This window comes from Pseudomonas sp. SWRI111 (genome assembly GCF_014268555.1).
In the GTDB taxonomy this organism is placed as follows: Bacteria; Pseudomonadota; Gammaproteobacteria; order Pseudomonadales; family Pseudomonadaceae; genus Aquipseudomonas; species Aquipseudomonas hamedanensis.
Window position 1 is genome coordinate 1 of the sequence record NZ_JABWQQ010000021.1, and the last position, 22,064, is coordinate 22,064.

Sequence of the window (22,064 nt, forward strand, 5' to 3'; positions counted from 1 at the left end):
TGCACCTCCAAGTCACCAGCGAGGCCACCACAGCCAAGCTGGTTGCGCTTACGCGCAACGCGCCATGCCTGGCGCACACATAAAAACGCCGATCATGTGACCGGCGTTTTTTTATGCCTGGAGATTTACCAGAAGCGTTGTTGAGTCAGGCGACTCCACCAGTTCAGCAGTACGCGGTCGACCGAACCGCTGGCAGCCATGCCGATACGTTCCTGCAGGCTTTTGCGCTCGGCGTAATGCAGATGGTAAACCTCGGCTTTCTTCGCCCGGTCGGCCAGGTATTCATCACTGGTCTTGAGTTCGTCCACCAATTGCTTGTCGAGCGCTGCAATGCCTAGCCAGACTTCACCCGTGGCGACTTCGTCGATCGCCAGTTGCGGGCGATAACGGGCAACGAAGTTCTTGAACAACTGATGGGTGATGTCCAGGTCTTCCTGAAACTTCTCTCGGCCTTTTTCGGTGTTTTCGCCAAACACGGTCAGGGTGCGTTTGTATTCACCGGCGGTCAGCACTTCGAAATCAATATCGTGTTTCTTCAGCAGGCGGTTGACGTTAGGCAACTGGGCAACCACGCCGATGGAACCGAGGATGGCGAACGGCGCGCTGATGATCTTCTCGCCGATGCACGCCATCATGTAGCCGCCGCTGGCCGCGACCTTGTCGATGCACACGGTCAACGGCACGCCGGCCTCGCGGATCCGCGCCAGTTGCGAGGAGGCCAGGCCATAGCTGTGCACCATTCCGCCGCCGCTTTCCAGGCGCAGGACCACTTCGTCTTTCGGCGTCGCCAGGGTCAGCAATGCAGTGATTTCGTGGCGCAGGCTTTCAGTGGCCGAGGCTTTGATGTCGCCATCGAAGTCGAGCACAAAGACCCGTGGCCGGGTTTGAGGTTTGTTCTTCTGCTTCTTCTCGCTTTTCTCGGTTTTCGCTTCGCCCTTGCGCAAGGCCTTGAGCTGGTCCTTGTCGAGCAACGTCTGCTCCAGGCGCTCGCGCAAGCCTTTGTAGAAATCGTTGAGCTTGCTGACCTGCAACTGCCCCGCCGACTTGCGCCGGCCCTTGCTGCGCAACGCGGCAAAACTGGCGAGCACCACCAGGATGGCAATCACCAGGGTGACGGTCTTGGCCAGGAAACTGGCGTATTCGGTGAAAAAATCCACAGAGACTCCTCAAAGCAATGCGTGAAAGTGAAACACACGCGGGATGGTCCAAGCATACCCATGCGCTGACCGGTCGGCCAGCCGTGAAACCTCTGGCAACAGGCCTGTAACGGGCATTTCAAACAAGCGTATGTTTTTTCATTGACAGCTCACCGCCATCCTCATAACCTCGCCAAACCTTCAACGTACCGGGATGACGCGGACGTGGGCAGCATTTACTTGATTCGACATGGCCAGGCCTCCTTCGGTGCAGACGATTATGACGTCCTGTCGGCGACCGGCGTACGGCAGGCAGAAATCCTCGGCCAGCACCTTGCCGAGCTGGGGATCCGCTTCGATCGCTGCCTCGCCGGCGACCTGCGCCGTCAGCAACACACCGCCACCAGCGCCTTGGATCAGTTCAGCGCCAAAGGCCTGCCGGTGCCGGTCCTGGAAACCGACTCCGCGTTCAACGAATTCGATGCCGACGCGGTGATTCGCGCCCTGCTCCCGGCCATGCTGCCGGATGAGCCCGAAGCCCTCGACATCCTGCGCAACGCCGCCCAGAACCGTGGCGAGTTCCAACGCATCTTCGCCTTGATCGTCGAACGCTGGCTGGCTGGCACCTACGACACACCCGGCCTGGAGAGCTGGCTGGGGTTCGTCGACCGGGTTCAGGCCGGGCTGCACCGCATCCTTGATCTGGCGCAAAAAAACCAGACCATCGCGGTATTCACCTCTGGCGGCACCATCACCGCCCTGCTCCACCTCATTACCCAAATGCCTGCCCGACAGGCCTTTGAACTGAACTGGCAGATCGTCAACACCTCGCTCAACCAACTGAAGTTTCGTGGTCGCGAGGTGGCTCTGGCTTCCTTCAACAGTCACGCACACCTGCAACTGCTGAAGGCCCCGGAACTCATCACTTTCCGCTGAGTCCGGCTTACTGTGACCCTAGCTGTATTCACCCAGCTCCTATTACCAAGAAAGGATCGAACCATGACCTCCGTAGCTGATGCCGTAAAAGCAATGCAAGCCAAGTTCAACCCAGCCGCCGCTGCCGGTCTGGATCTGGTCTTCGGTTTCAACATCACCGACGAAGACAAGCAGTACGCGCTGATCGTCAAGGATGGCACTTGCGACATCCAGGAAGGCGAAAACCCGGACGCCAACTGCACGCTGGTGCTGGATAGCCAGACCTTGAAAGACATCGTCAGCGGCGAAACCGACGGCATGCAGGCATTCATGGGCGGCAAGCTGCGCGTTGAAGGCGACATGATGCTGTCGATGAAACTGTCCGAGCTGTTCCCTTCGTAAGAAGCCGTTCGGTCAAACAAATCCCGTCGTCTGGCGGGATTTGTCATTTAAGCATCCGAAAAAGTGAAGAGTCGGCTTCACCCTCCGCTTGCTGAAACACGCTCAGACCTCCTGCAATAACCGCGTGTCCAGCCCAAATCGTTCTTGCGAAACCATTCGGAACTGACCTTCCGCCAGGTCGCAACTCACCAGCAGATTCCAGGAGTGTCTGGTTGCCACCGAGGGCACCAGTATGAATGGGTGCTCAGCCAACAGCGCGTCGGCAAACTTTCGCTGGTTGGGTGACGCTCTTATCGGGTTGAGCCAATGCGGATTGGGCACGTCTTCCGGCTGGACAATTCTGACGCTGGCTTCATGGATGATTTCAAAACAGGTCAACACATAAGGTTCCTGATCGAGCGCATCGAAACTGCCATGGGCGGCTACCTCCAAAATGGCCGTGGATGGATCGACTGACGCGTAAACAACTCTGCGTCCGGGTGTATTCCATCGGCCGCCGTCCCGTTTCGAGCCCAGGCCGCTGCTCCAGGTATCGCTGTACACCTCGCGATCCAGTCGCCAGGCGTACCAACGATCATCCCATGGCAAGGGATTCATTGATAAACCCCGTATTTGATCTGGTTCAGATACTCCTCCACCATCCGGAATCCCAATGCATGTCCAACCAGATCGAGTGGCACGTGATCATAGAAGTAGGTCGAGCGTTGTTGTAGCCAGGACTCCGCCTTCGCCTGACGTCCAAACACTTCATTGGCCAGTTCCAAAGCCGAGGCGTATTGGTAGGCGATGATGCTTTGCTGCGTGTCCAGGCGCACCGGTATGGCTTCCTTGAGCAGGCGCCGCACCGTTCTGACAGACCTGCCGGTGATACGCTTGACCAGATCGCCTTGCTGATAGAGCTCGCAGGTGGCGAGCATGTTGACGACATCGAGCAGTTCAAACCCTTCGCTGGTGCAACGGAGAATGAGCATCGGGTCATCACCCGTGTCCTGCCCGCGCAGTAACAACTCCAGAGGCTTGCCTTCGAGCCTGTTCAATCCGGTTAGCCGGGGCGCTTTGGCGGTGGGCATGGCGACGGCCTCCGAGGGGCATCTGGCGCGATCGTCGCGCCAGTAATGGCGTGGGGAGTAGGCAGGGGTATGGCTTTCAATCAGTGGGATTCGCATATTCCATCCTTTGTCCGGGCTTCGAGCGATCAGTACGCTCGCTGACTTCAATGTCTGGAGCTGATGCTATAGATCCAGCGTCCGACGACCAACCTGAAAGAGTCGTCAGAAATATCCCTTCATCTGATCGAAACGGTCACGCTTGCGTAGGACTTAAACGGAAATTCAGCGACTGAACTGAAGCCTTCGTCTGACACAACGTTGACCCCGGTCACATGGGGCCAGGCAGTCACTGATTATTCTCCCCGCTCCATCGAAGGCCAAGGACGGCTCACCGGGAGCCTGCGGCCGATCCCGTTCAAGGAAGAAACCTCATGCGAGCACTCAATATCATTCTGCTGTCCTCCGCGTTCAACGGCTTGACCCAGCGTGCCTGGCTGGAGCTGCGTCAGGCCGGGCACTCCCCCAGCGTCGTGGTGTTTACCGACGAAGACGCCGTGTGCGAACAGATCGAACACAGCGGCGCCGATCTGGTGATTTGCCCGTTTCTCAAGGACCGCGTGCCGCAAGCACTGTGGCGTAACCGCCAGCGGCCGGTGGTGATCATTCACCCGGGCATCGTCGGCGACCGTGGCGCCAGCGCGCTGGACTGGGCGATTACCCACGAGTTGTCGCGCTGGGGCGTTACCGCTCTGCAAGCCGTGGAAGAGATGGATGCCGGCCCGGTGTGGGCCACCTGTGAATTCAACCTGCCGGCGGGCCTGCGCAAATCCGAGCTGTACAACGGCCGGGTCAGCGACGCGGCGATGGTGTGCATTCGCGAAGTGGTAGAAAAATTCGTCGAAGGCTATGTGCCGGTTGAACTGGACTATGCCGATCCGAACGTTCGCGGTCGTTTGCAGGCGAACATGAAACAGGCCGATCGCAGCTTCAGCTGGCACGATTGCGCGCGTTTTATCAAACGCTGCATCGACGCGGCGGACGGACAGCCCGGCGTGCTGGCCAGCCTGGCGGGCGGTCAGTATTACCTGTTTGATGCGCACCTTGACGCGCGCAGCGGCGTGCCGGGCGAACTGCTCGCAGTGCGTGACGATGCGGTGCTGGTGGCGACCGGCGATCAGAGCCTGTGGATCGGCTCGCTGCGGCGCAAACCGCAACCCGGCGAAGAAACCTTCAAGCAACCGGCGCGGCATGTGCTGGCCGGGCAGTTGGCGGATGTCCCGGTGCTGGACGCGGCGTTTGCCACTCAGGCGTTCAGCACCGAAGCCTATCAACCGCTGCGGTATCGCGAGTGCGGACACGTCGGCGAGCTGACGTTCGAGTTCTATAACGGCGCCATGAGCACCGAGCAGTGCGAGCGCATGGTCGCGGCGCTGCGTTGGGCCAAGGCCCGCGACACTCAAGTGCTGCTGATCAAGGGTGGCCGTGGCAGTTTTTCCAACGGCGTGCACCTGAATGTGATTCAGGCCGCACAGGATCCGGGCGCTGAAGCCTGGGCGAACATTCAGGCCATCGACGATGTCTGCGAGGAGCTGCTCAGTGCGCGGCAACTGGTGGTCAGCGGCGTGACGGGCAATGCCGGCGCCGGTGGCGTGATGCTTGCGCTGGCCGCCGACATCGTGTTTGCCCGCGCCGGGATCGTGCTTAACCCGCACTACAAGAGCATGGGTCTGTACGGCTCGGAATTCTGGACCTACAGCCTGCCCCGCGCGGTCGGCCCGGCGATGGCCGAACAACTGACCCAGGCCTGTCTGCCGGTGAGCGCGAGCGAGGCCTGGCAATTGGGCATGGTTCAGGAGATCGGCCCGCGTTGCCCGGACGAATTTTCATTGTGGTTGCTGCAGCGGGCCAACAGCGTGCTGAGCGACCCGACGTACGCGGCGGTGCGTGAGCGCAAGTCGCAGGTTGATCACGCGCTTATCCGCCAATGCCGCGAGGCCGAGTTGCGGCAGATGCAGCAGGACATGTGCTTGAACCGCCACGGGTTCGCCGAAAAGTGCCGCCACTTCGTGTACAAGCGCAAAGCTTGCGGCACACCGGCGCGGTTGGTCGAAGCATGGGCGCAGTCGGGTGAAGTGGAAGTGACCGAGTCTCCCGTGCAGGCGTGAGTCCGCTCGCGATTGAACGATGACGGGGGTCCCGTGGGCACTTACAATGCGCCCATTCTCCAACACCGGCCCGCCCATGGACATCGATCTCGCCCGCACTTTTCTGGAAATCGTTCGTCACGGCAGCCTCGCCGCGGCGGCGCAGAAGCTGTTCGTCACGCAAACGGCGATCACCGCCCGGGTGCAGAAACTTGAAAGCCAGTTGGGCAGCACGCTGTTCGTGCGTAACCGCGCCGGGGCCAGGCTGACGCCCAACGGCGAAGCCTTCGTGGTCTACGCCAATCAACTGGTGCAGACCTGGGAGGCTGCGCGCCGCGATCTGCCGCTGCCGGAGGGCTATCACAACGTGCTGCACATCGGCGGCGAGGTCAGCTTGTGCAATCCACTGATGCTCAGTTGGGCCGCCGAACTGCGCGAGCACATTCCCAGCCATGCCCTGCGCATGGAAATCCGCGACGGCGAGAACCTGCTGCGCCAACTGGAACTGGGCGTGCTCGACGCCGCGCTGGTCTATCAGCCGGAGTACTGGCCGGGCCTGCAGGTCGAGCAGGTGCTGGAGGAAAAACTGATTCTGGTGCGCGCACCCGAGCGGCCCGATCCCTATGTCTATATCGATTGGGGTCCGGATTTCCGCCGTCAGCACGATGCCGCCCTGCCAGAAAAAGCCAAGGCTGCGCTGAGTTTCAACCTCGGCCCGCTGGCCCTGCAATACATCCTCGAACACGGCGGCAGCGGCTACTTTCGTACTCGCGTGGTGCGCACCTATCTGGAAAACGGTGCGCTGGAAATCGTGACCAAAGCGCCGGAGTTCGGCTATCCGACCTATCTCGTGTACTCCCGCGATCGCGACTCGACGACCCTGCAACACGCGTTCGATCTGCTGCGCGAAGTGATTCGCACCGATGACGACTGGTCGCAGCGCTGGAACCCGTTGAGCTGAGACGGCGCCTTCACTCCAGTGCATGGCGCATGTGGCCTCAAGGTTGGCCCGGCACGCGGCCATGGATCGGCTAATCTGCCGGGTATAACAACAATACCCGCAGGTGAGCGCAGTGAGGCAAACCACCGAGGCATTCCGCAGCCGTTACCGGGCGGCCATTCATCCGCTGTATAACCCGTGGCTGCACGGTGCTTTTGTGCTGCTGTTCGGCGTGCTGGCCATCGGCGCTTTCTGGAGTACCGTGCAACAGGTCAGTTGGCAGCAATGGCTGACCGTTCCGCTGACGTTGCTGTTGTTCAATTTTGGCGTGTACATGGTTCACCGTCATCTCGGCCACCATAAAAAGCCCTTTGCCAGGATGTTCTATGCCCGGCATGCCGGCGATCATCACAGCTTTTTCACCCCCGGCCACATGGCCTACGACAGCGCCCGTGACTGGCGGGTGATCCTGTTTCCGGCGTGGCTTATCGTGCTGCATATATTGCTCATCACGCTGCCGCTGTGGTGGTTGCTCGCACAGATCAACGCCAACGTTGCCGGGCTGTTCGGCGGCTGCATGGTGCTCGGCTATCTGACGTACGAGGTGTTTCACGCCTGTGAACACCTGCCGGCGGGCCATCCGCTGGCGCGTTTGCCGTGGATCCGCCAGATGCGCCACTTGCACGCACTGCACCACCGCCGCGAGTGCATGCAGGTGCGCAATTTCAATATTGTCCTGCCGTTGATGGACACCCTGTTCGGCACCCTTTACCGGGAGCCGGAATCCGCCCCTTTGAGCGCTTCGACAATGCCCATGACCCGCCTGCAGCACTCGATCGATATCACTGGCGAACCCGTTGCCGTCCTCGCCTATGCCGCCAGCGCCAGCCGTTGGCCGCAGTGGCATCCGTCGTCGTTGAAGATCGACGGCCCGCAGGGTCCGCTGCATGCCGGCGCGCGTTTTGAAGAGGACATCCATGCCGGCGGACGTGCCGGGCATTTGCGCTGGGAAGTCACGGAATATTTGCCGGGCCGACGCTGGTGTGCGCTTGCGCAAAGCGATCAGAGGCTGTCGTTGCGGCTGACTTACGAGTGTTCGGCTGAAGGTGACGGCACGCGTTTTGTGCGCACGCTGGAGTATCGCTTTGACGGCCTCATCATGCGCATCGCCAATCGCCTGCTGCTCAAACGGCGCATCGAACGTGAGTCTGCGGCCTCGCTGCTGGCGTTGCGCGACAGGGCCGCGCAGGACATCGCGTCGGCGAGGGCCAGCGCGTGAGAATAAGTCATGGGCTGTGGTTGCTGCTCGTTCTGGTCGGCGGATTTTTATTGTTGATGCCCACCCGCGTCGAACCGGTGGCCTGGACACCGCCACCGGCGCCGTCGCTGACAGCCGGGCTTTACGCCGAGAACCAGCGCCTCAAAGGTGTGGCGAAAGTCGGGCCGAGCGACATCGACGGCCCCGAGGCGTTGTTGCTGGAGGACGACTATCTGATCACTGGCCTGCATGACGGCCGGCTGATCCGCAGCAGCCTCGATGGCAGCCAGCGCAAGGTGCTGGCCGACACCGGCGGCAGGCCTCTGGGGCTGGCCCGCCATCCCGGCGGTTTGCTGGTGATTGCCGACGCGGTCAAGGGCTTGCTGTCCCTCGACGCCCAGGGACGGGTGATCGCCTTGACCACCGAGGCCAATGGCTTGGCGTTCGGTTTTACCGATGATGTGGCGATCGACAAGTCCGGGCATTACGCCTACTTCAGCGATGCCTCAAGCCGCTGGGGCTATGGCCATGACGGTGAGGCGATCATCGAACACGGCGGTGACGGACGCCTGCTGCGCTACGACTTTCAGACCGGCAAGACCAGCCTGCTGCTGGACAAACTGGAGTTCGCCAACGGCGTGACCCTCGGCCCGGACGAGGCCTATGTGCTGGTCAATGAAACCGGGGCTTACCGCATCAGCCGCTACTGGCTGAAGGGTCCCAAGGCCGGCACGCACGACCTGTTCATCGAGAACCTGCCGGGACTGCCGGACAATCTGTCGTTCAATGGCAGCGACCGATTCTGGGTGGCCTTGTATGCGCCACGCAACGCCCTGCTCGACGGCACCGCCGGGCACCCGTTTGTGCGCAAGATGATTGTCCGGGCGCTGACGGTGCTGCCGAAACCGGTGGAGAAGCGCGGGTTTGTGCTGGGGCTGGATGTGGACGGCAAGGTGATTGCCAATCTGCAGGACGCCAGCAGCGGAAATTACTCGCCGATCACCACGGTGCGCGAGTATGGGCAGTGGTTGTATTTCGGTTCGTTGAAGGCGACGCACATGGGGCGGTTGGCGCTGGATGCGGCGTTGAAGTGATTCTGCAGAATTTGCGCTGAACCAACGGACGCCTTCGCGAGCAGGCTCGCTCCCACAGGGAGAATGCATTTCCTTGTGGGAGTGAGCCTGCTCGCGATAGCGGTCTGTCAGTTACTGGACCTATCAAACTTGTCGGGATCGTCGTCCGGCGGGAGTTCCTCGACAGGCTCTTCGGGTTGGGTGGTGGTATGCGCCGGGCTGTTCGGTTCGGGCCGGGTGGGAATCGGGTCGAAACCGCCCTGCTCTTCGCTGGGAAACCTGGGATCATTCATGAGGCACCTCGCAACGAGTCCATGATGTACAGACTCTGCACATTGGAGGTGCCGTTCGCTGTCGCCGTTCCCTCAGATGGCCGCCACGGGTCGGGCGTTTACTGGCCGCTCAGAGGCTGACCGGCCAACCGGGCGACGATCTGTTCCTTGACGATAACGCGCTTCTCTTTGAGTTTTTTCAACGCGTCATCGCCGAGCGACTCTGCATCCTCGGCCTCGACCACTTCTTTATCCGCTTCGAAATACTTGTTGAGCAACGAATCCAGTTTCGGATCCTTGGAGCGTTTCTGCTCGATCTCTTCCTTTTTGCAGCCCAGGTCCTGATACAGATCATGTGAAACCGGCATGAAACACCTCCATCAGTTGATCGGTAACCAACGCGACCGATGCGCTGGTTCTTTACCAGCATGGCCTTGGTCGGACGCATCTGTCGACTCCCTGTCAGACCAGCGGTGTCCGTTCGTCGCCCTGTCGCAAATGCGATAAAACCTTTGCCGCCTGCGCTCGCTCCATTGGATACCGCTCACAAAAACCTGCGTGGAGATACCCAATGGACGGATTCAATTTGCGTCATCTCGCTCTGGCTGTTGCACTGAGTGCTGGCATGGGCTCGGCCTTTGCTGCCACTTCCAACGACTTTGTCGACAACGCTGCCGCCAGCGGCATCGCCGAAATCGAGACCAGTCGCCTGGCTCTGGAAAAAAGCCAGTCGGCCGACATCAAGGCATTCGCCAACCAGATGATCACCGATCACGGCAAGGCCAACGATGAGCTGGCGGCGATTGCCAAGGCCAACGACATCGAAGTGCCGGACACCACCACCTTGACCAAGCAGGCCAAGGCCAAGATTCTCGACATGCGCGACGAATCGTTCGATGCGGCCTACGCCAACAACCAGGTCATGGCCCACGAAGAAACCATCAAGCTGTTCAAGGAACAAGCCAATACCGTGACCGATGACAAGGCCAAAGGCGCCACGGAACTGAAAGCGTTTGCGCAGAAAATGCTGCCGGCGCTGGAAAAACACCTCAGTCACGCCAAAGAACTGCAAGCTAAACACCCGAGCAAGTAACCGCCGGGCACCAAAAAGGCCGCATCCTTCGATGCGGCCTTTTTGCGTTGCGTGTCGATCAACCGCCGTCGGTATCGATATCGGCATCCGTATCCTCACCCGGTGCGGGCCGCTCCGGTTCGGGCTTGAAGCCGGGGCTGAATTCGTTGCTGTTATCGCTGTGGTGCTGCTTCTGATCCACCTCGCTGGACGCACTGTCCGCCTGGCCTTTTTCAGCGGGCGCAGGGGTATTCTGCCCGGGTGCGTGCGGGTCGATGGCCGGATCGTTGCGGTTGACCGATTCAGGGGACTGATTTTGCGTTTGCAGCACTGGCTCGTTCATATCCACCTCATTGATAGTCCTGCGTCCTTCTCTTGTGGCCAGCTGGAACACACCGGCCATGCAGATTCGAAGCCCGACGCCACGGATTCGTTCAAAATAATCCGCAGCCGGGCTATCGCGTCAGGGAACCCACCGATTTCTGAGTGCGGCGGGTATAACATGGCGATCGCTAAACAGGGAAAGCTGCAATGGATCTGAAGTTCAGTCACGTGGACGTACTGGTTAATGACTTGGAAGAAGCCTGTGCTTACTACGCACAGATACTGAATGCCAAAATCTCGAAAACCCTCGTTTGGGAGCGAGGCGGTCTGCACGTGCGCTACGCCATTGCGCTGATCGGTGAGGAGCGTTTCATGTTAGTTCAGCCGTTGGCGGGCAATCTGAAGACCCTGTTGGACGCCTCGGGCGAAGGGATGATTTATCGCCATTGCTACTCGACGCCGGACATCGAGAAAGCCTACGACGAACTGATCGCCGCCGGTGTTCAGCCAGAAGACGAAAACGGCAAGCCACTGGCCCGCGCAAATCTGCAATCTCCGTCCGGAACACGCATTATCTGGTTGCCGAAGCGCTTCGGACACTTCTCGATCGAAATCCTTGAACACAAGACGCTAGAGGCGTTCGTGGCAGCGGCATTTTCCTGAAGGGGGCAGCGCTGGATATCGGCTCTCGGCAGTTCGGTTGGCTACTGGAAGATCAGCGGCGCAGGTCTTGGGTCGATGCGCGTACACCCAGCGCCCCTCATCCCGGTCGCGAAATCCCGTGCTGTCGCAGTTTGCGATAGAGCGTATTGCGACTGATGCCCAAGCGCGCGGCAACGCGGGCGACATGCCAGTGTTGCGCCTCCATCAAGCGCAACAACGTCTGCCGTTCGCTGATGCCCAGCGGGTCTTCGGCCGGCTCGGCGTTCGCGGGCGCCGGCATCAGCTCTTCCAGATCGTGCAGCGTGACGCGCCCCTCCACCGCCAGCGCCACCAGGGTGCGCAAGCACGTGCGCAACTGCCGGACGTTGCCCGGCCAAGGCTGGGCCAGCAAACGCGCCCTGACACCCGCCTCCAGTCGCACCTTGGCGCCTGCTGCTTCCTCACACAGCAACAGGTCGAGCAGACGGCCCTTGTCGGAGCGCTCACGCAATGGCGGCAGCTCAACGGTGAAACCGGCGATGCGATAAAACAGGTCTTCGCGCAAGCGCCCCTCGACCACGCAGGCCTGCAGATTCTGGTGACTGGCACTGATCAGACGGACGTCGAGCGCACGTGCAGTGGCACTGCCCAGCGGCACCACCTGACGCTCCTCGAGCACGCGCAACAGGCGCGTCTGCAACGCCAGTGGCATATCACCGATTTCATCGAGGAACAGAATGCCGCCGTGGGCCTGCTCCAGTTTGCCGACCATGCCGTCCTTGCGTGCGCCGGTGAAACTACCACCGCGGTAGCCGAACAGCTCGCTTTCGATCAGCGTCTCGGGAATGGCCGCGCAGTTGATCGCAACAAACGGCTGGCCAGCTCTGGAACTGGCGCGGTGCAGCGCCGCCGCGAATGCCTCTTTGCCGGTGCCGGTTTCGCCCTGCAGAAACACCGGCACATCGCGCTCCAGCACACGCAGCGCCCGAGCGAATCCGCGTTGCAGACGCGGGTCTTCGAGGCAGACGCGCTCGTCGTGGAGATTGGGAACAGGCGCCAGGGTCAGCGGCGCCGGGCGAATCGGCTCGCGCAACTGGCCGTAGAACAGGCGCCCGTCGACCAGGCGCATCGGCCAGCATACGTTCGGCTGCAAGCTGGGACTCATCAGCTGCTCCATCGGGGTTTCCAGGAGCATCGTCAGTGACTGCCCGACCATTTGTTCCCGGGCCAGGCCCAACAGATCCAGCGCCGCCTCATTGACCGAACAGATGCGCGCGCTTTCATCGAAACTGATAAGGCCTTCACCCAGCAGCCCGACAAACCCGGCGTCCGGATGAAAACGCAGCAGATAGCGCTGCGGCTCGTGCCCGAGGAAATAGCAGCTCTCGATCAGCTTGGCCGACAGGTTGGTCAGCGCCATGGCTTTGAAGCGTTGCTCAAGGCTGTTTTCCTCGCGCACGGAAGACAGGTTGAGGACCGCGAGCAACTCACCGCTTGCGTCGAATATCGGGCTGGCCGAACAGGTGAGACCAACGTGCTTGCCGCGAAAATGCTCATCACGGCGGATGGTCACATGCTGGCGCTCGACCAGGCAGGTGCCGACACCGTTGGTGCCCTCATGCTCCTCGCTCCAGACCGAGCCCAGCCACAGCCCGGAGCGCTGGAATTCGACGCGCTCGGACTCGTTGAACACACTGTCGATCGCCACACCCCGGGCATCGGTGAGCAGCACGACATGGCCGTCGCGCCCCAGTTGCTGGTGCAGGCTGTTCATCTGCCAATGCGCCACGGCAATGATGTGCTCCAGCGGCGCGCGGTGTTCGCGCAAGCGCGCCTGTTCCAGCACATCCGGTGCGCGGGGGCTGGCGGGATCGAGCTGATATTGATCGAGGCAACGCCGCCACGAGCGGGTGATCGCCCTGTCTGCCGCCGCACTGTGACTGGCAACGCTGCCCTGCACGGCTTGCATCACCTGGCGCGCATGGGCATTGATCGAGGCCGGTTTCATTATTGTTGTACTCCGCTTCGGTGAAGACACGGGTGTGACCGCAGCTTAGATGAAAAGCCTGCCGCGAGGGAACTTTGCGCCGCGTGACACAGTGTCATGCGCCATTCCCAAATTCGTGACATGGCGCCCTTTGCGGCCTTGCCAAATAGCGCATCAGCCCGTCTGCATCGTGGCTTTCAACGAGATGGCCCAAGCCTTGCTCTGGTGTCAGGGCTTACCCACAAAAACAAGATCGGGAGTGGCCCCATGAACATCGCTATCGATACACCTTTGCAATCGCCAACGGCGCAACTCGCCGCCTGGGTCGAACGCCTCGGCGAGCGGCTCGCGCAACGAGATGTGGACGGCACGCTGGAGTTGTTCGCCGACGAATGTCACTGGCGTGACTTGCTGCTGTTCAGTTGGAACCTCGTCACGCTGGAAGGCAAATCCGCGATTCGCGACCTGCTCGAAACATGCCTCGAGCAGACCCGGCCCGAGCGCTGGAAACTCGAAGGTGAAGCCACGCTCACCGACGGTGTGCTCGAAGGCTGGATGAGCCTGGAAACCGACGCGGCCCGCGGCAAAGGCTACGTGCGCCTGAAGGACGGTTTGTGCTGGACGCTGCTGACGACCATGCGCGAACTCAAGGGCTTCGAAGAACCCAGCGGGCGCCGCCGGCCGATGGGCGCCAGCCACGGCCAGGCCCACGCCGACAAACGCAACTGGCTGGAACGCCGTCGCGATGAAGAGGCAGCGCTGGGCCTCACCACGCAGCCGTACTGCCTGATCGTCGGTGGCGGCCAGGGCGGCCTCGGCCTCGGTGCACGACTCAAGCGCCTGGGCGTGCCGACGCTGATCATCGACAAAGCCGAGCGTCCTGGCGATCAGTGGCGTGGTCGCTACAAATCGCTGTGCCTGCACGATCCGGTCTGGTACGACCACATGCCTTACCTGCCCTTCCCCGACCACTGGCCGGTGTTCACACCGAAAGACCAGATCGGCGACTGGCTGGAGATGTACAGCAAAGTCATGGAACTCAATTACTGGCCGCGCACTGAATGCCTCGGTGCCCGGTTCGATGAGCAAAGCGCTCGCTGGACGGTCGACGTGCTGCGCAATGGCGAGCGGATCACCCTGCAACCGACGCAGCTGATCCTCGCCACCGGCATGTCGGGCGTACCCAACGTGCCCGTGTATCCGGGCGCCGAAGACTTCAAGGGCCAGCAGCATCACTCCAGCCGCCACCCCGGCGGCGACGCCTGGAAAGGCAAGCGCGCGGTCGTCATCGGCGCGAACAATTCGGCCCATGACATCTGCGCCGACCTGGTGGAAAACGGCACCGAAGTCACCATGGTGCAACGCTCCAGCACGCACATCGTACGCTCGGACAGCTTGATGGAACTGGTCTTCGGCGGACTCTATTCCGAAGACGCGCTGGAGTCAGGCTTGACCACGGACAAGGCCGACCTGCTGTTCGCCTCGATTCCGTACAAGGTCATGCCGCAGTTTCATCGGCCGATCTTTGACGCTATCAAAGAGCGCGACAAGGCATTCTACGAACGCCTGAGCCGGGCTGGTTTCATGCTCGACTTTGGCGACGACGAATCGGGCCTGTTTATGAAGTACGTGCGCCGTGGCTCGGGTTATTACATCGACGTCGGCGCCTCGGAACTGATCGCCAATGGCACGATCAAGCTCAAAAGCGCCCCCGGCCTGGGCGTCGAGCGTATTGAGGCAGACGCCGTGTTGCTGACCGACGGCAGTCGGTTGCCGGCTGACCTGATCGTCTATGCCACTGGTTACGGCTCAATGAACGGCTGGGCGGCGAAACTGATCTCCCAGGAAGTCGCCGACAAGGTCGGCCGCTGCTGGGGCCTGGGTTCCGGCACCACCAACGACCCCGGTCCTTACGAGGGCGAACTGCGCAATATGTGGAAGCCGACCCAGCAGCAAAACCTGTGGTTCCACGGCGGCAATCTGCATCAGTCACGGCACTATTCGCTTTATTTGGCGTTGCAACTGAAAGCCCGTTTCGAAGGGCTCGATACTGACGTTTATCGCCTTGCAGAGCGGCATCATCTGGGCTGAGTCAACAGGCGCCTGACCTCGGTTGGGCGCCTTTTTTGTGCATGACATCCGTATCCATGCACTGTTCGACGAGCAGGACGGACAGTTTGCAGAATCAGGCAAATCGAGGACAGTATTGGCCTAACCTCGCCACCGTCCTCACCCCTAATCTGACCCCATGCAGAACACACCACTGCAACGGGTTCACCAGATGCTGATCTGAACGACCCGGACCTCAATCAACTTTGACCGGAGTCACCGCCATGAAAACTGTAAGCCAACTGATCGCCGTCGCCACTTTCGCTCTGAGCGCCAGCGCCTTTGCCGTACCGACCAATCAGGAAGATCGCTTTTTTACCCAAGTCAGCGAACCACGGCAGACCCTCGCCGCCGATGGTTCAGAGCGCACGCCACAGGGCCAAAGCCTCGCAGAAAACGGTCGCAACCGTCTCGACGAAAACGGCTTGGCAGAAGACGGCTCTGACCGCACGCCGCAAGGGCAGGCACTGGCTGCCGACGGTTCAGATCGTACCCCGCTGGGTCAGGCGCTCGCCGCGGATGGAGCGGATCGCACACGGGGTCAACGCGCGGTATAGATTCGTGATACTGAAAGAAAAAGAGCCCTGCAGAGTTTGAATCTGCAGGGCTCTTCTGTTTGCGCACGCGGTGGTTCAGACACCACAAGGGGTTTTATGGGCTGCCCCGAACCTGAGTCTCACCCACAATGGGTTCTGTGGGTTGCCCCTAACCTGAATCTCACCCGAAAACCTGTGGGAGCGGGCTTGCTCGCGAAGGCGTCAGGTCAGGCGATTCATCCGTGGCTGACACACCGCTTTCGCAAGCAGGCTCACTCCTACAAGGGGCTCTATGGGCTGCCGCGAATCTGAGTCTCTCCCACAATGGGTTTTGTGGGCTGCCCCGAACCTGAGTCTCACCCGAAAACCTGTGGGAGCGAGCCTGCTCGCGAAGGCGCCCGCCCAGACATCACACCCCCCTGTTTAAAGCGTTTTTACTGTTTCACTAGATCCTTTGCTCTGAGGACGGATCTTGAACCAGATCGCATACATCGCCGGCAGAAACACCAGGGTGATAATGGTGCCAACAAACGTCCCGCCGATCAGCGTATACGCCAACGTCCCCCAGAACACCGAATGCGTCAGCGGGATGAACGCCAGAATCGCCGCCAGTGCAGTCAACAACACCGGGCGCGCCCGTTGCACGGTCGCTTCGACCACGGCATGAAACGGCTCCAGCCCTTCTTGCTCGTTGTGGTGAATCTGTCCGATCAGGATCAGCGTGTTGCGCATCAAAATCCCCGACAGCGCAATCAACCCGACCAGCGCATTGATGCCAAACGGCTGGTTGAAGATCAGCAACGTCGGCACCACACCAATCAAGCCCAACGGCGAGGTCAGGAAGACCATGATCATGGCCGAGATTGAGCGCACCTGCACGATGATGATGAGCAGCGTCATGGCGATCATGATCGGCAGCAACGGCAAAATCGCTTTGCCCGCCTTGCCGGATTCTTCAATGGCGCCCGCCTGTTCAATCCGGTAACCGGAAGGCAGTGCCTCAATAATCGGCTGCAACTGCCGGATGATCACACCCGAGACGTCCGGCGGTTGCAAGCCTTCGGCAATGTCGCCACGCACGGTGATGGTGGGCGTGCGATCACGGCGGCGCAGGATCGGATCTTCCATGCGCACCTCGACCTGCCCGATCTGCGATAACGGGATTCGCTGGCCCGCCGCACCGACTAATGTGAAGCCTTCGATCTGCGCCGGGTCCAGGCGGATGTTGCCCGCTGCACGGCCCACGACCTGCACTGAGCGAATATCCTCACGAACCGCCGTGACAGGGACGCCAGTCAGCAAGAACTGCAACTGCTGGGCTACCGCGTTCGAGGTCAGCCCCACCGCCTGCAAACGGTCCTGATCCAGATTGAAATGCAACGTCGGCGTGAGCGGCCCCCAATCGGTATTGACGGTTCTCATCATCGGGCTGTCCTGCATCACGCCCCTGACCTGCTCGGCGATGTCTCGCAATTTCGCCGGATCAGGCCCCATCACCCGATACGCCACCGGGAAGGGTGAATACGGGCCGAAGACAATTTGCGTGGCCCGAACTCGCGCCTCCGGGGCAAGCCCTTCGGCCACCGCTTCGCGCAAACGAAACTTGAGGGTTTCGCGGGCCTCCTGACTGTCCGTCAGCACGACGATCTTGGCAAACGATGGATCCGGCAGCTCGGGCGCCATCGCCAGGAAAAAACGCGGCGCACCCTGCCCGATATAGGCAGTAACGATCTTGGCCTCGTCCTGCTTTTGCAGCCAGGCCTCGACTTTGGCCGCAGTGGCACTGGTCTGCTCGATCGAAGTTCCGTAAGGCATCTGTACTTCGATCATCACTTCGGGACGGTCGGAGGTCGGGAAGAACTGTTTCTTCACCAGCCCCATGCCTGGAATCGCCACGACGAACAGCGCGACAACCGTGCCGGCCACCAGCCATTTTCGCGTAATCACCCACGCCAGAATCCGGCGAAAACGGTTGTAGCGCGGCGTGTCGTAGATCGCCGCATGCCCGCCTTCGACTTTTTTGATGTCTGGCAACAGCTTCACGCCCAGATAAGGCGTGAAAGCCACCGCGACGACCCACGAAGCGATCAGCGCGATGCCGACAATCCAGAACATGTTGCTGGTGTATTCGCCGGCGGTAGACTGGGCGAAACCGTTCGGCAAAAAGCCTATCGCCGTCACCAGCGTGCCGGCCAGCATCGGCGCCGCCGTGTGGCTCCAGGCATAGGCCGACGCCTTGATACGGTCGTAGCCCTCCTCCATTTTCACCACCATCATTTCAATCGCGATGATGGCGTCATCGACCAGCAGCCCGAGCGCCAGAATCAGCGAGCCCAACGTAATCCGGTCGAAGTTCTTGCCGGTGGCCGCCATCACCACAAACACGATCGCCAGCGTCAACGGTACTGCCGCGGCGACCACCACGCCGACACGCCAGCCCATGCTCAGAAAACACACGAGCATCACAACCAGCAGCGCGACAAAAAACTTGACCATGAACTCGCCGACAGCCGAGTCGATATTCACCGCCTGATCGGTGACTTTCGCCAGGGTCATGCCCAGGGGCATTTCTTCATTGATCCTGGCGGTCTCGGCATCCAGCGCCTTGCCCAGATCCAGACCGTTCCAGCCCTCGCGCATCACCACGCCGAGCAATAAAGCTTCCTCGCCGTTGTTGCGCACCAGAAAGGTCGCCGGGTCTTCGTAGCCACGCTCGACCGTGGCCACGTCAGAGAGTTTGAGTGTCCGCCCTTGCGCAACGACCGGCGTGTCACGGATTTTCTGCAACGTGTCGAATGCACCGTCGACCCGCAGAAAAACTTCCGGCCCCTTGGTTTCGACCGATCCGGCGGGCGTCAGCACGTTCTGACTATTCAGTGCGGCGAAGATGTCCTGCGGGGACAAGCCCAGCGTCGCCAATCGGTCATGGGAAAACGAGACGAATATCCGTTCGGCTTGCTCGCCGATGATGTTGACCTTTTTCACCCCTGGCACGTGCAACAGGCGCTGGCGTAACGTCTCCGCGTCCCTTACCAGCCTTCGCTGCGGCTCGCCCTTGGCTTTCAAGGCGAACAGCGCGAACGTCACGTCGGAAAATTCATCGTTGACCATCGGCCCGATGACGCCCGCTGGCAGCTTGATCGCTTCATCGTCGAGTTTTTTACGCGCCTGATAAAACTCTTCCTGCACCTGCGCAGGCGGTGTGCTGTCGAGCAACGAGAGCATGGTGAACGCCAGTCCCGGACGGGTGTAGGTTTCCGAGCGGTCGTACCACTTGAGTTCCTGAAGACGTTTTTCAAGGGGTTCGGCGACCTGGTCCTGCATCTCCTGCGCAGTCGCTCCGGGCCACGCGGTGATGACCGTCAGTTGCTTGACCGTAAACGGCGGATCCTCCGCGCGCCCCAATTTGAAGAACGCCAAAACACCTGCAACGGCAATCAGAAAAATCAGGAACACCGTAATCGCCCGTTGGCGAACAGCAATGGCAGAGAGGTTGAACCGGCCCTCGCTCATGGACGCCCCCCGGCCATCTCAGCGTCGTCACGCGTAAGTACGCGCACTTCCTCGCCTTCGCGTAGCAGATGAGCACCCAGCGCAACAATGTGTTCGCCAACGTTGAGCTCGCCAGCGACGCGGGCCGCATCGTCGCTCAAGCCCAACACCTCGACTGGACGCCAGGTGACTTTTGCGGGTGTCCCGGCGATGGTCCACACGCCGGGGCCTTTGCCGGGGTTGTAGACAGCAGCGATGGGCACCTGCAATGCCTGTTTTGGCGCGGAGCCTTGCGCAATCTCAACCGTGACCGTCGAGCCAATCGGTGCATTGGCCAATTTGCCTTCGAGCACATAGCGCGCCTCGAAAGTGCGTGTCGTGCGGTCGGCCGAGTCGGAAAGCAGGCGCAGTTTTGCGGTCACGGCCCCCGCTGTGTCGCCATACAGTTTTGCCTGGGCGATGGAGCCTGGCGCAGGACGTAGCGTCTCCGGCAGATGGACGATGGCTTCACGCTGGCCCGCGCGCGCCAGTCGAACCACCGGTTGCCCCGGGCTGACGACTTGCCCAGGCTCGGCGAGGGTTTCCACCACCACGCCGTCAGCGTCCGCCACCAGGACCGCATAACCGGAAGCGTTACGCGCCACATCGGCTTGCGCGACGGCGGCGCTGAGTTGTGCCCTGGCGGTGTCGGCAGCGGCCTTGATCTGGTCGTAGGCCGATGCCGAGATCGCGCCGGCGGCGACGAGGTCACGATTGCGCGCCTCGTCATCGGCGGTCTGTTTGGCCCGGGCGCGAGCGGCGGTGACCGCCTCTTGCTGTGCTCGCGCCTGAAGCCCGAGGTCGATCGGGTCAAGACGCATCAGCGGCTGACCGCGCTTGACCGTCTGACCGGTGTCAACCAGACGCTCAAGCACCTTGCCCGAGACGCGAAAACCCAAGTCGCCCTGAACGCGCGCGGCCACGACACCGGTGAAGAAGCGTGAAGCCTCATTGGCGAGCTGCACGGCAGCCGACCTGACAACGGGCGCCTGGGTACGCGGATCTTGTGCGGTGGAAGAATCCCCACATGCCGTCAGGGCCAGGGGCAACAAACATACCGCGAGGGGGAAAGGTCGGAGCCGGCGCATGGATTTCCTTTACTAAAATAGGATGATCATCATATTCTCAGTCTTGTGACCAATATCGTCAACAGTCACAATCAGCGTAATTCTCCATCCCTCGCTTGAGAGTCACGTAACCCACACAGGAATTTCCATGCACCTCCTCCGCCCCATCACCCTTTTGCTCGGCGTCGGCTTGATGGCGGGCTGCACGGTTGGCCCGGACTACCAGCGCCCGCCCGCCCCGCTGCCGGATCACTTTCAGCGGCAGTCGTCCATGGCGGGGTCTGAAGCCACGCCGAGCAGCCTTGTTGCTTGGTGGGAAAGCTTCAATGACCCGGTGTTGACCCACCTCATCACCCAGGCCCTGGCGCAGAATCTCGACCTGGCGCAGGCTTCGGCGCGAGTCACCCAGGCTCGCGCCGGACTGGGCACTGCCAATGCCGCGCTATTGCCTTCGGCGGCTGTCAGCGGCCAAGCTGCGCGCGCCTACCAATCCGTCGAAACGCCACTGGGCCAAGTGTTGAATTCGACACCTGGCTACGACCGATATGGCAATACCTACGAGGCCAATCTTGAGGCTGGCTGGGAGCTGGACGTATTTGGCGGATTGCGCCGAGAGCGCGAGGCGGCCTTGGCCGAGTACCAGGCATCCGCAGCGGGATTCACCGCGACACGCTTGGCGATCGCCGCGCAAACCGCGGATATCTACGTCACCCTTCGCGGATTACAGACGCGATTGGAGATTGCCAACCAACAAGTCAAAACCCAGCGCGCACTGCTGGAGAAAGTCCAGTTGCTTTACAGCAAGGGCCTGGCGGCGAGCTATCAGGTTCGGCAGATTGAAGGTGAACTGTCTCAGGTCGAGGCGACTGTGCCGGTGCTGCAAACCGGTGTGGATGCGGCCATGAATGCAATGGATGTGCTGCTCGGCACGCCGCCCGGCACCCATCGAACACAACTGGCAGGCGCGGGACGCATTCCGGTTGCGCCGCAGTTGCAAGCACTGGGAACGCCGGCCGACTTGCTGCGGCGCCGGCCGGACCTGATCGTCGCCGAGCGCCGACTGGCGGCCTCCAACGCGCGCATCGGCTCAGCCGTCGCCGAGTACTACCCGAAATTTTCGCTCGGTGCCTTGGTCGGCAGCGCAACTTCCGTCTCCAGCGGCAACCTGTTCTCCAATGGCGCCAGCCAGGCGGCCGGTGTTTTCGGCTTACGCTGGCGGCTGTTCGATTTTGCGCGGATCAACGCGCAGATCGATCAGGCCAAAGGTCAGGAAGCCGAAGCCCTGGCGGCGTACCGCCAGTCCGTATTGCGCGCAACGGAAGACGTGGAAAACGCGTTGTCCGCACAGGTCAATCGGCAAGCCCAGGCCATCACGCTTGGCAACGGTGAAGTGGCGCTGACACAGGCTCGGCAGTCAGCGTTCAGCGCCTACGAGAAAGGCTCGGCCAGCTTGATTGATGTACTGCGCGCGGATCAGACGTTGCTGCAAACCTCGGATGCCAGAGCGCAAGCGCAAACCGAAACGAGCCGCGCGGCGGTGGCGTTATTCAAGTCGCTCGGGGGTGGCTGGCAACCCGGCGAGGCGCAGTCTGTAGCGGCGCGGTAAG

20 protein-coding genes are annotated in these 22,064 nt (G+C 61.1%); 11 read left to right on the forward strand and 9 right to left on the reverse strand.

Features of this window, described 5'->3' with window-relative positions:
* Positions 1-125: 125 nt before the first annotated feature.
* A complete protein-coding gene (gene sohB / locus HU755_RS21540; RefSeq protein WP_186546443.1) occupies positions 126-1,157 on the reverse strand; it encodes a protease SohB in 1,032 nt (343 codons plus the stop codon).
* Between the two features lie 204 nt (positions 1,158-1,361).
* On the opposite strand from sohB, the gene HU755_RS21545 reads away from it, so the two are divergent.
* The gene (locus HU755_RS21545; RefSeq protein WP_186636292.1) at positions 1,362-2,072 is read left to right on the forward strand and encodes a histidine phosphatase family protein; all 711 of its coding nucleotides are present in this window, start codon (positions 1,362-1,364) and stop codon (positions 2,070-2,072) included.
* 63 nt (positions 2,073-2,135) lie between these two features.
* Complete coding sequence (locus HU755_RS21550) at positions 2,136-2,453, forward strand: SCP2 sterol-binding domain-containing protein (RefSeq protein WP_016774477.1); 318 nt, start codon at positions 2,136-2,138, stop codon at positions 2,451-2,453.
* A 102-nt stretch (positions 2,454-2,555) separates the two neighbouring features.
* On the opposite strand, the gene HU755_RS21555 is transcribed toward HU755_RS21550, so the two are convergent.
* Entirely contained in the window at positions 2,556-3,050 is a 495-nt protein-coding gene (locus HU755_RS21555) for an RES family NAD+ phosphorylase (RefSeq protein ID WP_186546445.1), read from the reverse strand.
* The gene (locus HU755_RS21560; protein ID WP_186636295.1) at positions 3,047-3,523 is read right to left on the reverse strand and encodes an MbcA/ParS/Xre antitoxin family protein; all 477 of its coding nucleotides are present in this window, start codon (positions 3,521-3,523) and stop codon (positions 3,047-3,049) included. The genes HU755_RS21555 and HU755_RS21560 overlap by 4 nt, the downstream gene beginning before the upstream one ends.
* 410 nt (positions 3,524-3,933) lie before the next feature.
* Here HU755_RS21560 and HU755_RS21565 point away from each other — a divergent pair, with 410 nt between their 5' ends.
* The 4 genes from HU755_RS21565 to HU755_RS21580 all read left to right on the forward strand — a co-directional run bounded on the left by HU755_RS21565 (position 3,934) and on the right by HU755_RS21580 (position 8,938).
* Entirely contained in the window at positions 3,934-5,667 is a 1,734-nt protein-coding gene (locus HU755_RS21565) for a hydrogenase maturation protein (RefSeq protein WP_186636298.1), read from the forward strand.
* Positions 5,668-5,743: 76 nt separating this feature from the next.
* Positions 5,744-6,607 carry a LysR family transcriptional regulator gene (locus tag HU755_RS21570; protein WP_186546697.1) on the forward strand — a complete coding sequence of 288 codons (864 nt, stop codon included), beginning with the start codon at positions 5,744-5,746 and terminating at the stop codon, positions 6,605-6,607.
* A 112-nt stretch (positions 6,608-6,719) separates the two neighbouring features.
* Entirely contained in the window at positions 6,720-7,865 is a 1,146-nt protein-coding gene (locus HU755_RS21575) for an SRPBCC family protein (protein ID WP_186636301.1), read from the forward strand.
* On the forward strand, positions 7,862-8,938 hold the full coding sequence (locus HU755_RS21580) for an SMP-30/gluconolactonase/LRE family protein (protein WP_186636304.1): 1,077 nt from the start codon (positions 7,862-7,864) through the stop codon (positions 8,936-8,938). Before HU755_RS21575 ends, HU755_RS21580 begins: the two co-directional genes overlap by 4 nt.
* Positions 8,939-9,045: 107 nt before the next feature.
* Here the strand turns inward: HU755_RS21580 and HU755_RS21585 are convergent, their stop codons facing one another.
* Both HU755_RS21585 and HU755_RS21590 read right to left on the reverse strand, forming a co-directional pair.
* The gene (locus tag HU755_RS21585) at positions 9,046-9,210 is read right to left on the reverse strand and encodes a hypothetical protein (RefSeq protein WP_186546450.1); all 165 of its coding nucleotides are present in this window, start codon (positions 9,208-9,210) and stop codon (positions 9,046-9,048) included.
* 98 nt (positions 9,211-9,308) lie between these two features.
* Positions 9,309-9,557 carry a hypothetical protein gene (locus tag HU755_RS21590; RefSeq protein WP_186619143.1) on the reverse strand — a complete coding sequence of 83 codons (249 nt, stop codon included), beginning with the start codon at positions 9,555-9,557 and terminating at the stop codon, positions 9,309-9,311.
* Between the two features lie 203 nt (positions 9,558-9,760).
* Between HU755_RS21590 and HU755_RS21595 the strand changes: the two genes are divergently transcribed.
* A complete protein-coding gene (locus HU755_RS21595; protein ID WP_186546452.1) occupies positions 9,761-10,282 on the forward strand; it encodes a DUF4142 domain-containing protein in 522 nt (173 codons plus the stop codon).
* Positions 10,283-10,340: 58 nt separating this feature from the next.
* On the opposite strand, the gene HU755_RS21600 is transcribed toward HU755_RS21595, so the two are convergent.
* On the reverse strand, positions 10,341-10,604 hold the full coding sequence (locus tag HU755_RS21600; protein WP_186636306.1) for a hypothetical protein: 264 nt from the start codon (positions 10,602-10,604) through the stop codon (positions 10,341-10,343).
* A 188-nt stretch (positions 10,605-10,792) separates the two neighbouring features.
* Here HU755_RS21600 and HU755_RS21605 point away from each other — a divergent pair, with 188 nt between their 5' ends.
* Positions 10,793-11,248 carry a VOC family protein gene (locus HU755_RS21605; RefSeq protein WP_186636308.1) on the forward strand — a complete coding sequence of 152 codons (456 nt, stop codon included), beginning with the start codon at positions 10,793-10,795 and terminating at the stop codon, positions 11,246-11,248.
* 97 nt (positions 11,249-11,345) lie between these two features.
* On the opposite strand, the gene HU755_RS21610 is transcribed toward HU755_RS21605, so the two are convergent.
* Complete coding sequence (locus HU755_RS21610; protein WP_186636309.1) at positions 11,346-13,235, reverse strand: sigma-54-dependent Fis family transcriptional regulator; 1,890 nt, start codon at positions 13,233-13,235, stop codon at positions 11,346-11,348.
* Positions 13,236-13,481: 246 nt separating this feature from the next.
* Here HU755_RS21610 and HU755_RS21615 point away from each other — a divergent pair, with 246 nt between their 5' ends.
* Positions 13,482-15,305: an NAD(P)/FAD-dependent oxidoreductase gene (locus HU755_RS21615; RefSeq protein WP_186636311.1), complete on the forward strand. Its 1,824-nt coding sequence runs from the start codon at positions 13,482-13,484 to the stop codon at positions 15,303-15,305.
* A 242-nt stretch (positions 15,306-15,547) separates the two neighbouring features.
* The gene (locus HU755_RS21620; protein WP_186636314.1) at positions 15,548-15,880 is read left to right on the forward strand and encodes a hypothetical protein; all 333 of its coding nucleotides are present in this window, start codon (positions 15,548-15,550) and stop codon (positions 15,878-15,880) included.
* 402 nt (positions 15,881-16,282) lie between these two features.
* On the opposite strand, the gene HU755_RS21625 is transcribed toward HU755_RS21620, so the two are convergent.
* Both HU755_RS21625 and HU755_RS21630 read right to left on the reverse strand, forming a co-directional pair.
* Complete coding sequence (locus HU755_RS21625; RefSeq protein WP_186636316.1) at positions 16,283-19,372, reverse strand: efflux RND transporter permease subunit; 3,090 nt, start codon at positions 19,370-19,372, stop codon at positions 16,283-16,285.
* Positions 19,369-20,478: an efflux RND transporter periplasmic adaptor subunit gene (locus tag HU755_RS21630; RefSeq protein WP_186636318.1), complete on the reverse strand. Its 1,110-nt coding sequence runs from the start codon at positions 20,476-20,478 to the stop codon at positions 19,369-19,371. Before HU755_RS21630 ends, HU755_RS21625 begins: the two co-directional genes overlap by 4 nt.
* 127 nt (positions 20,479-20,605) lie before the next feature.
* On the opposite strand from HU755_RS21630, the gene HU755_RS21635 reads away from it, so the two are divergent.
* Complete coding sequence (locus HU755_RS21635) at positions 20,606-22,063, forward strand: efflux transporter outer membrane subunit (RefSeq protein ID WP_186636320.1); 1,458 nt, start codon at positions 20,606-20,608, stop codon at positions 22,061-22,063.
* Position 22,064 lies beyond the last annotated feature (1 nt).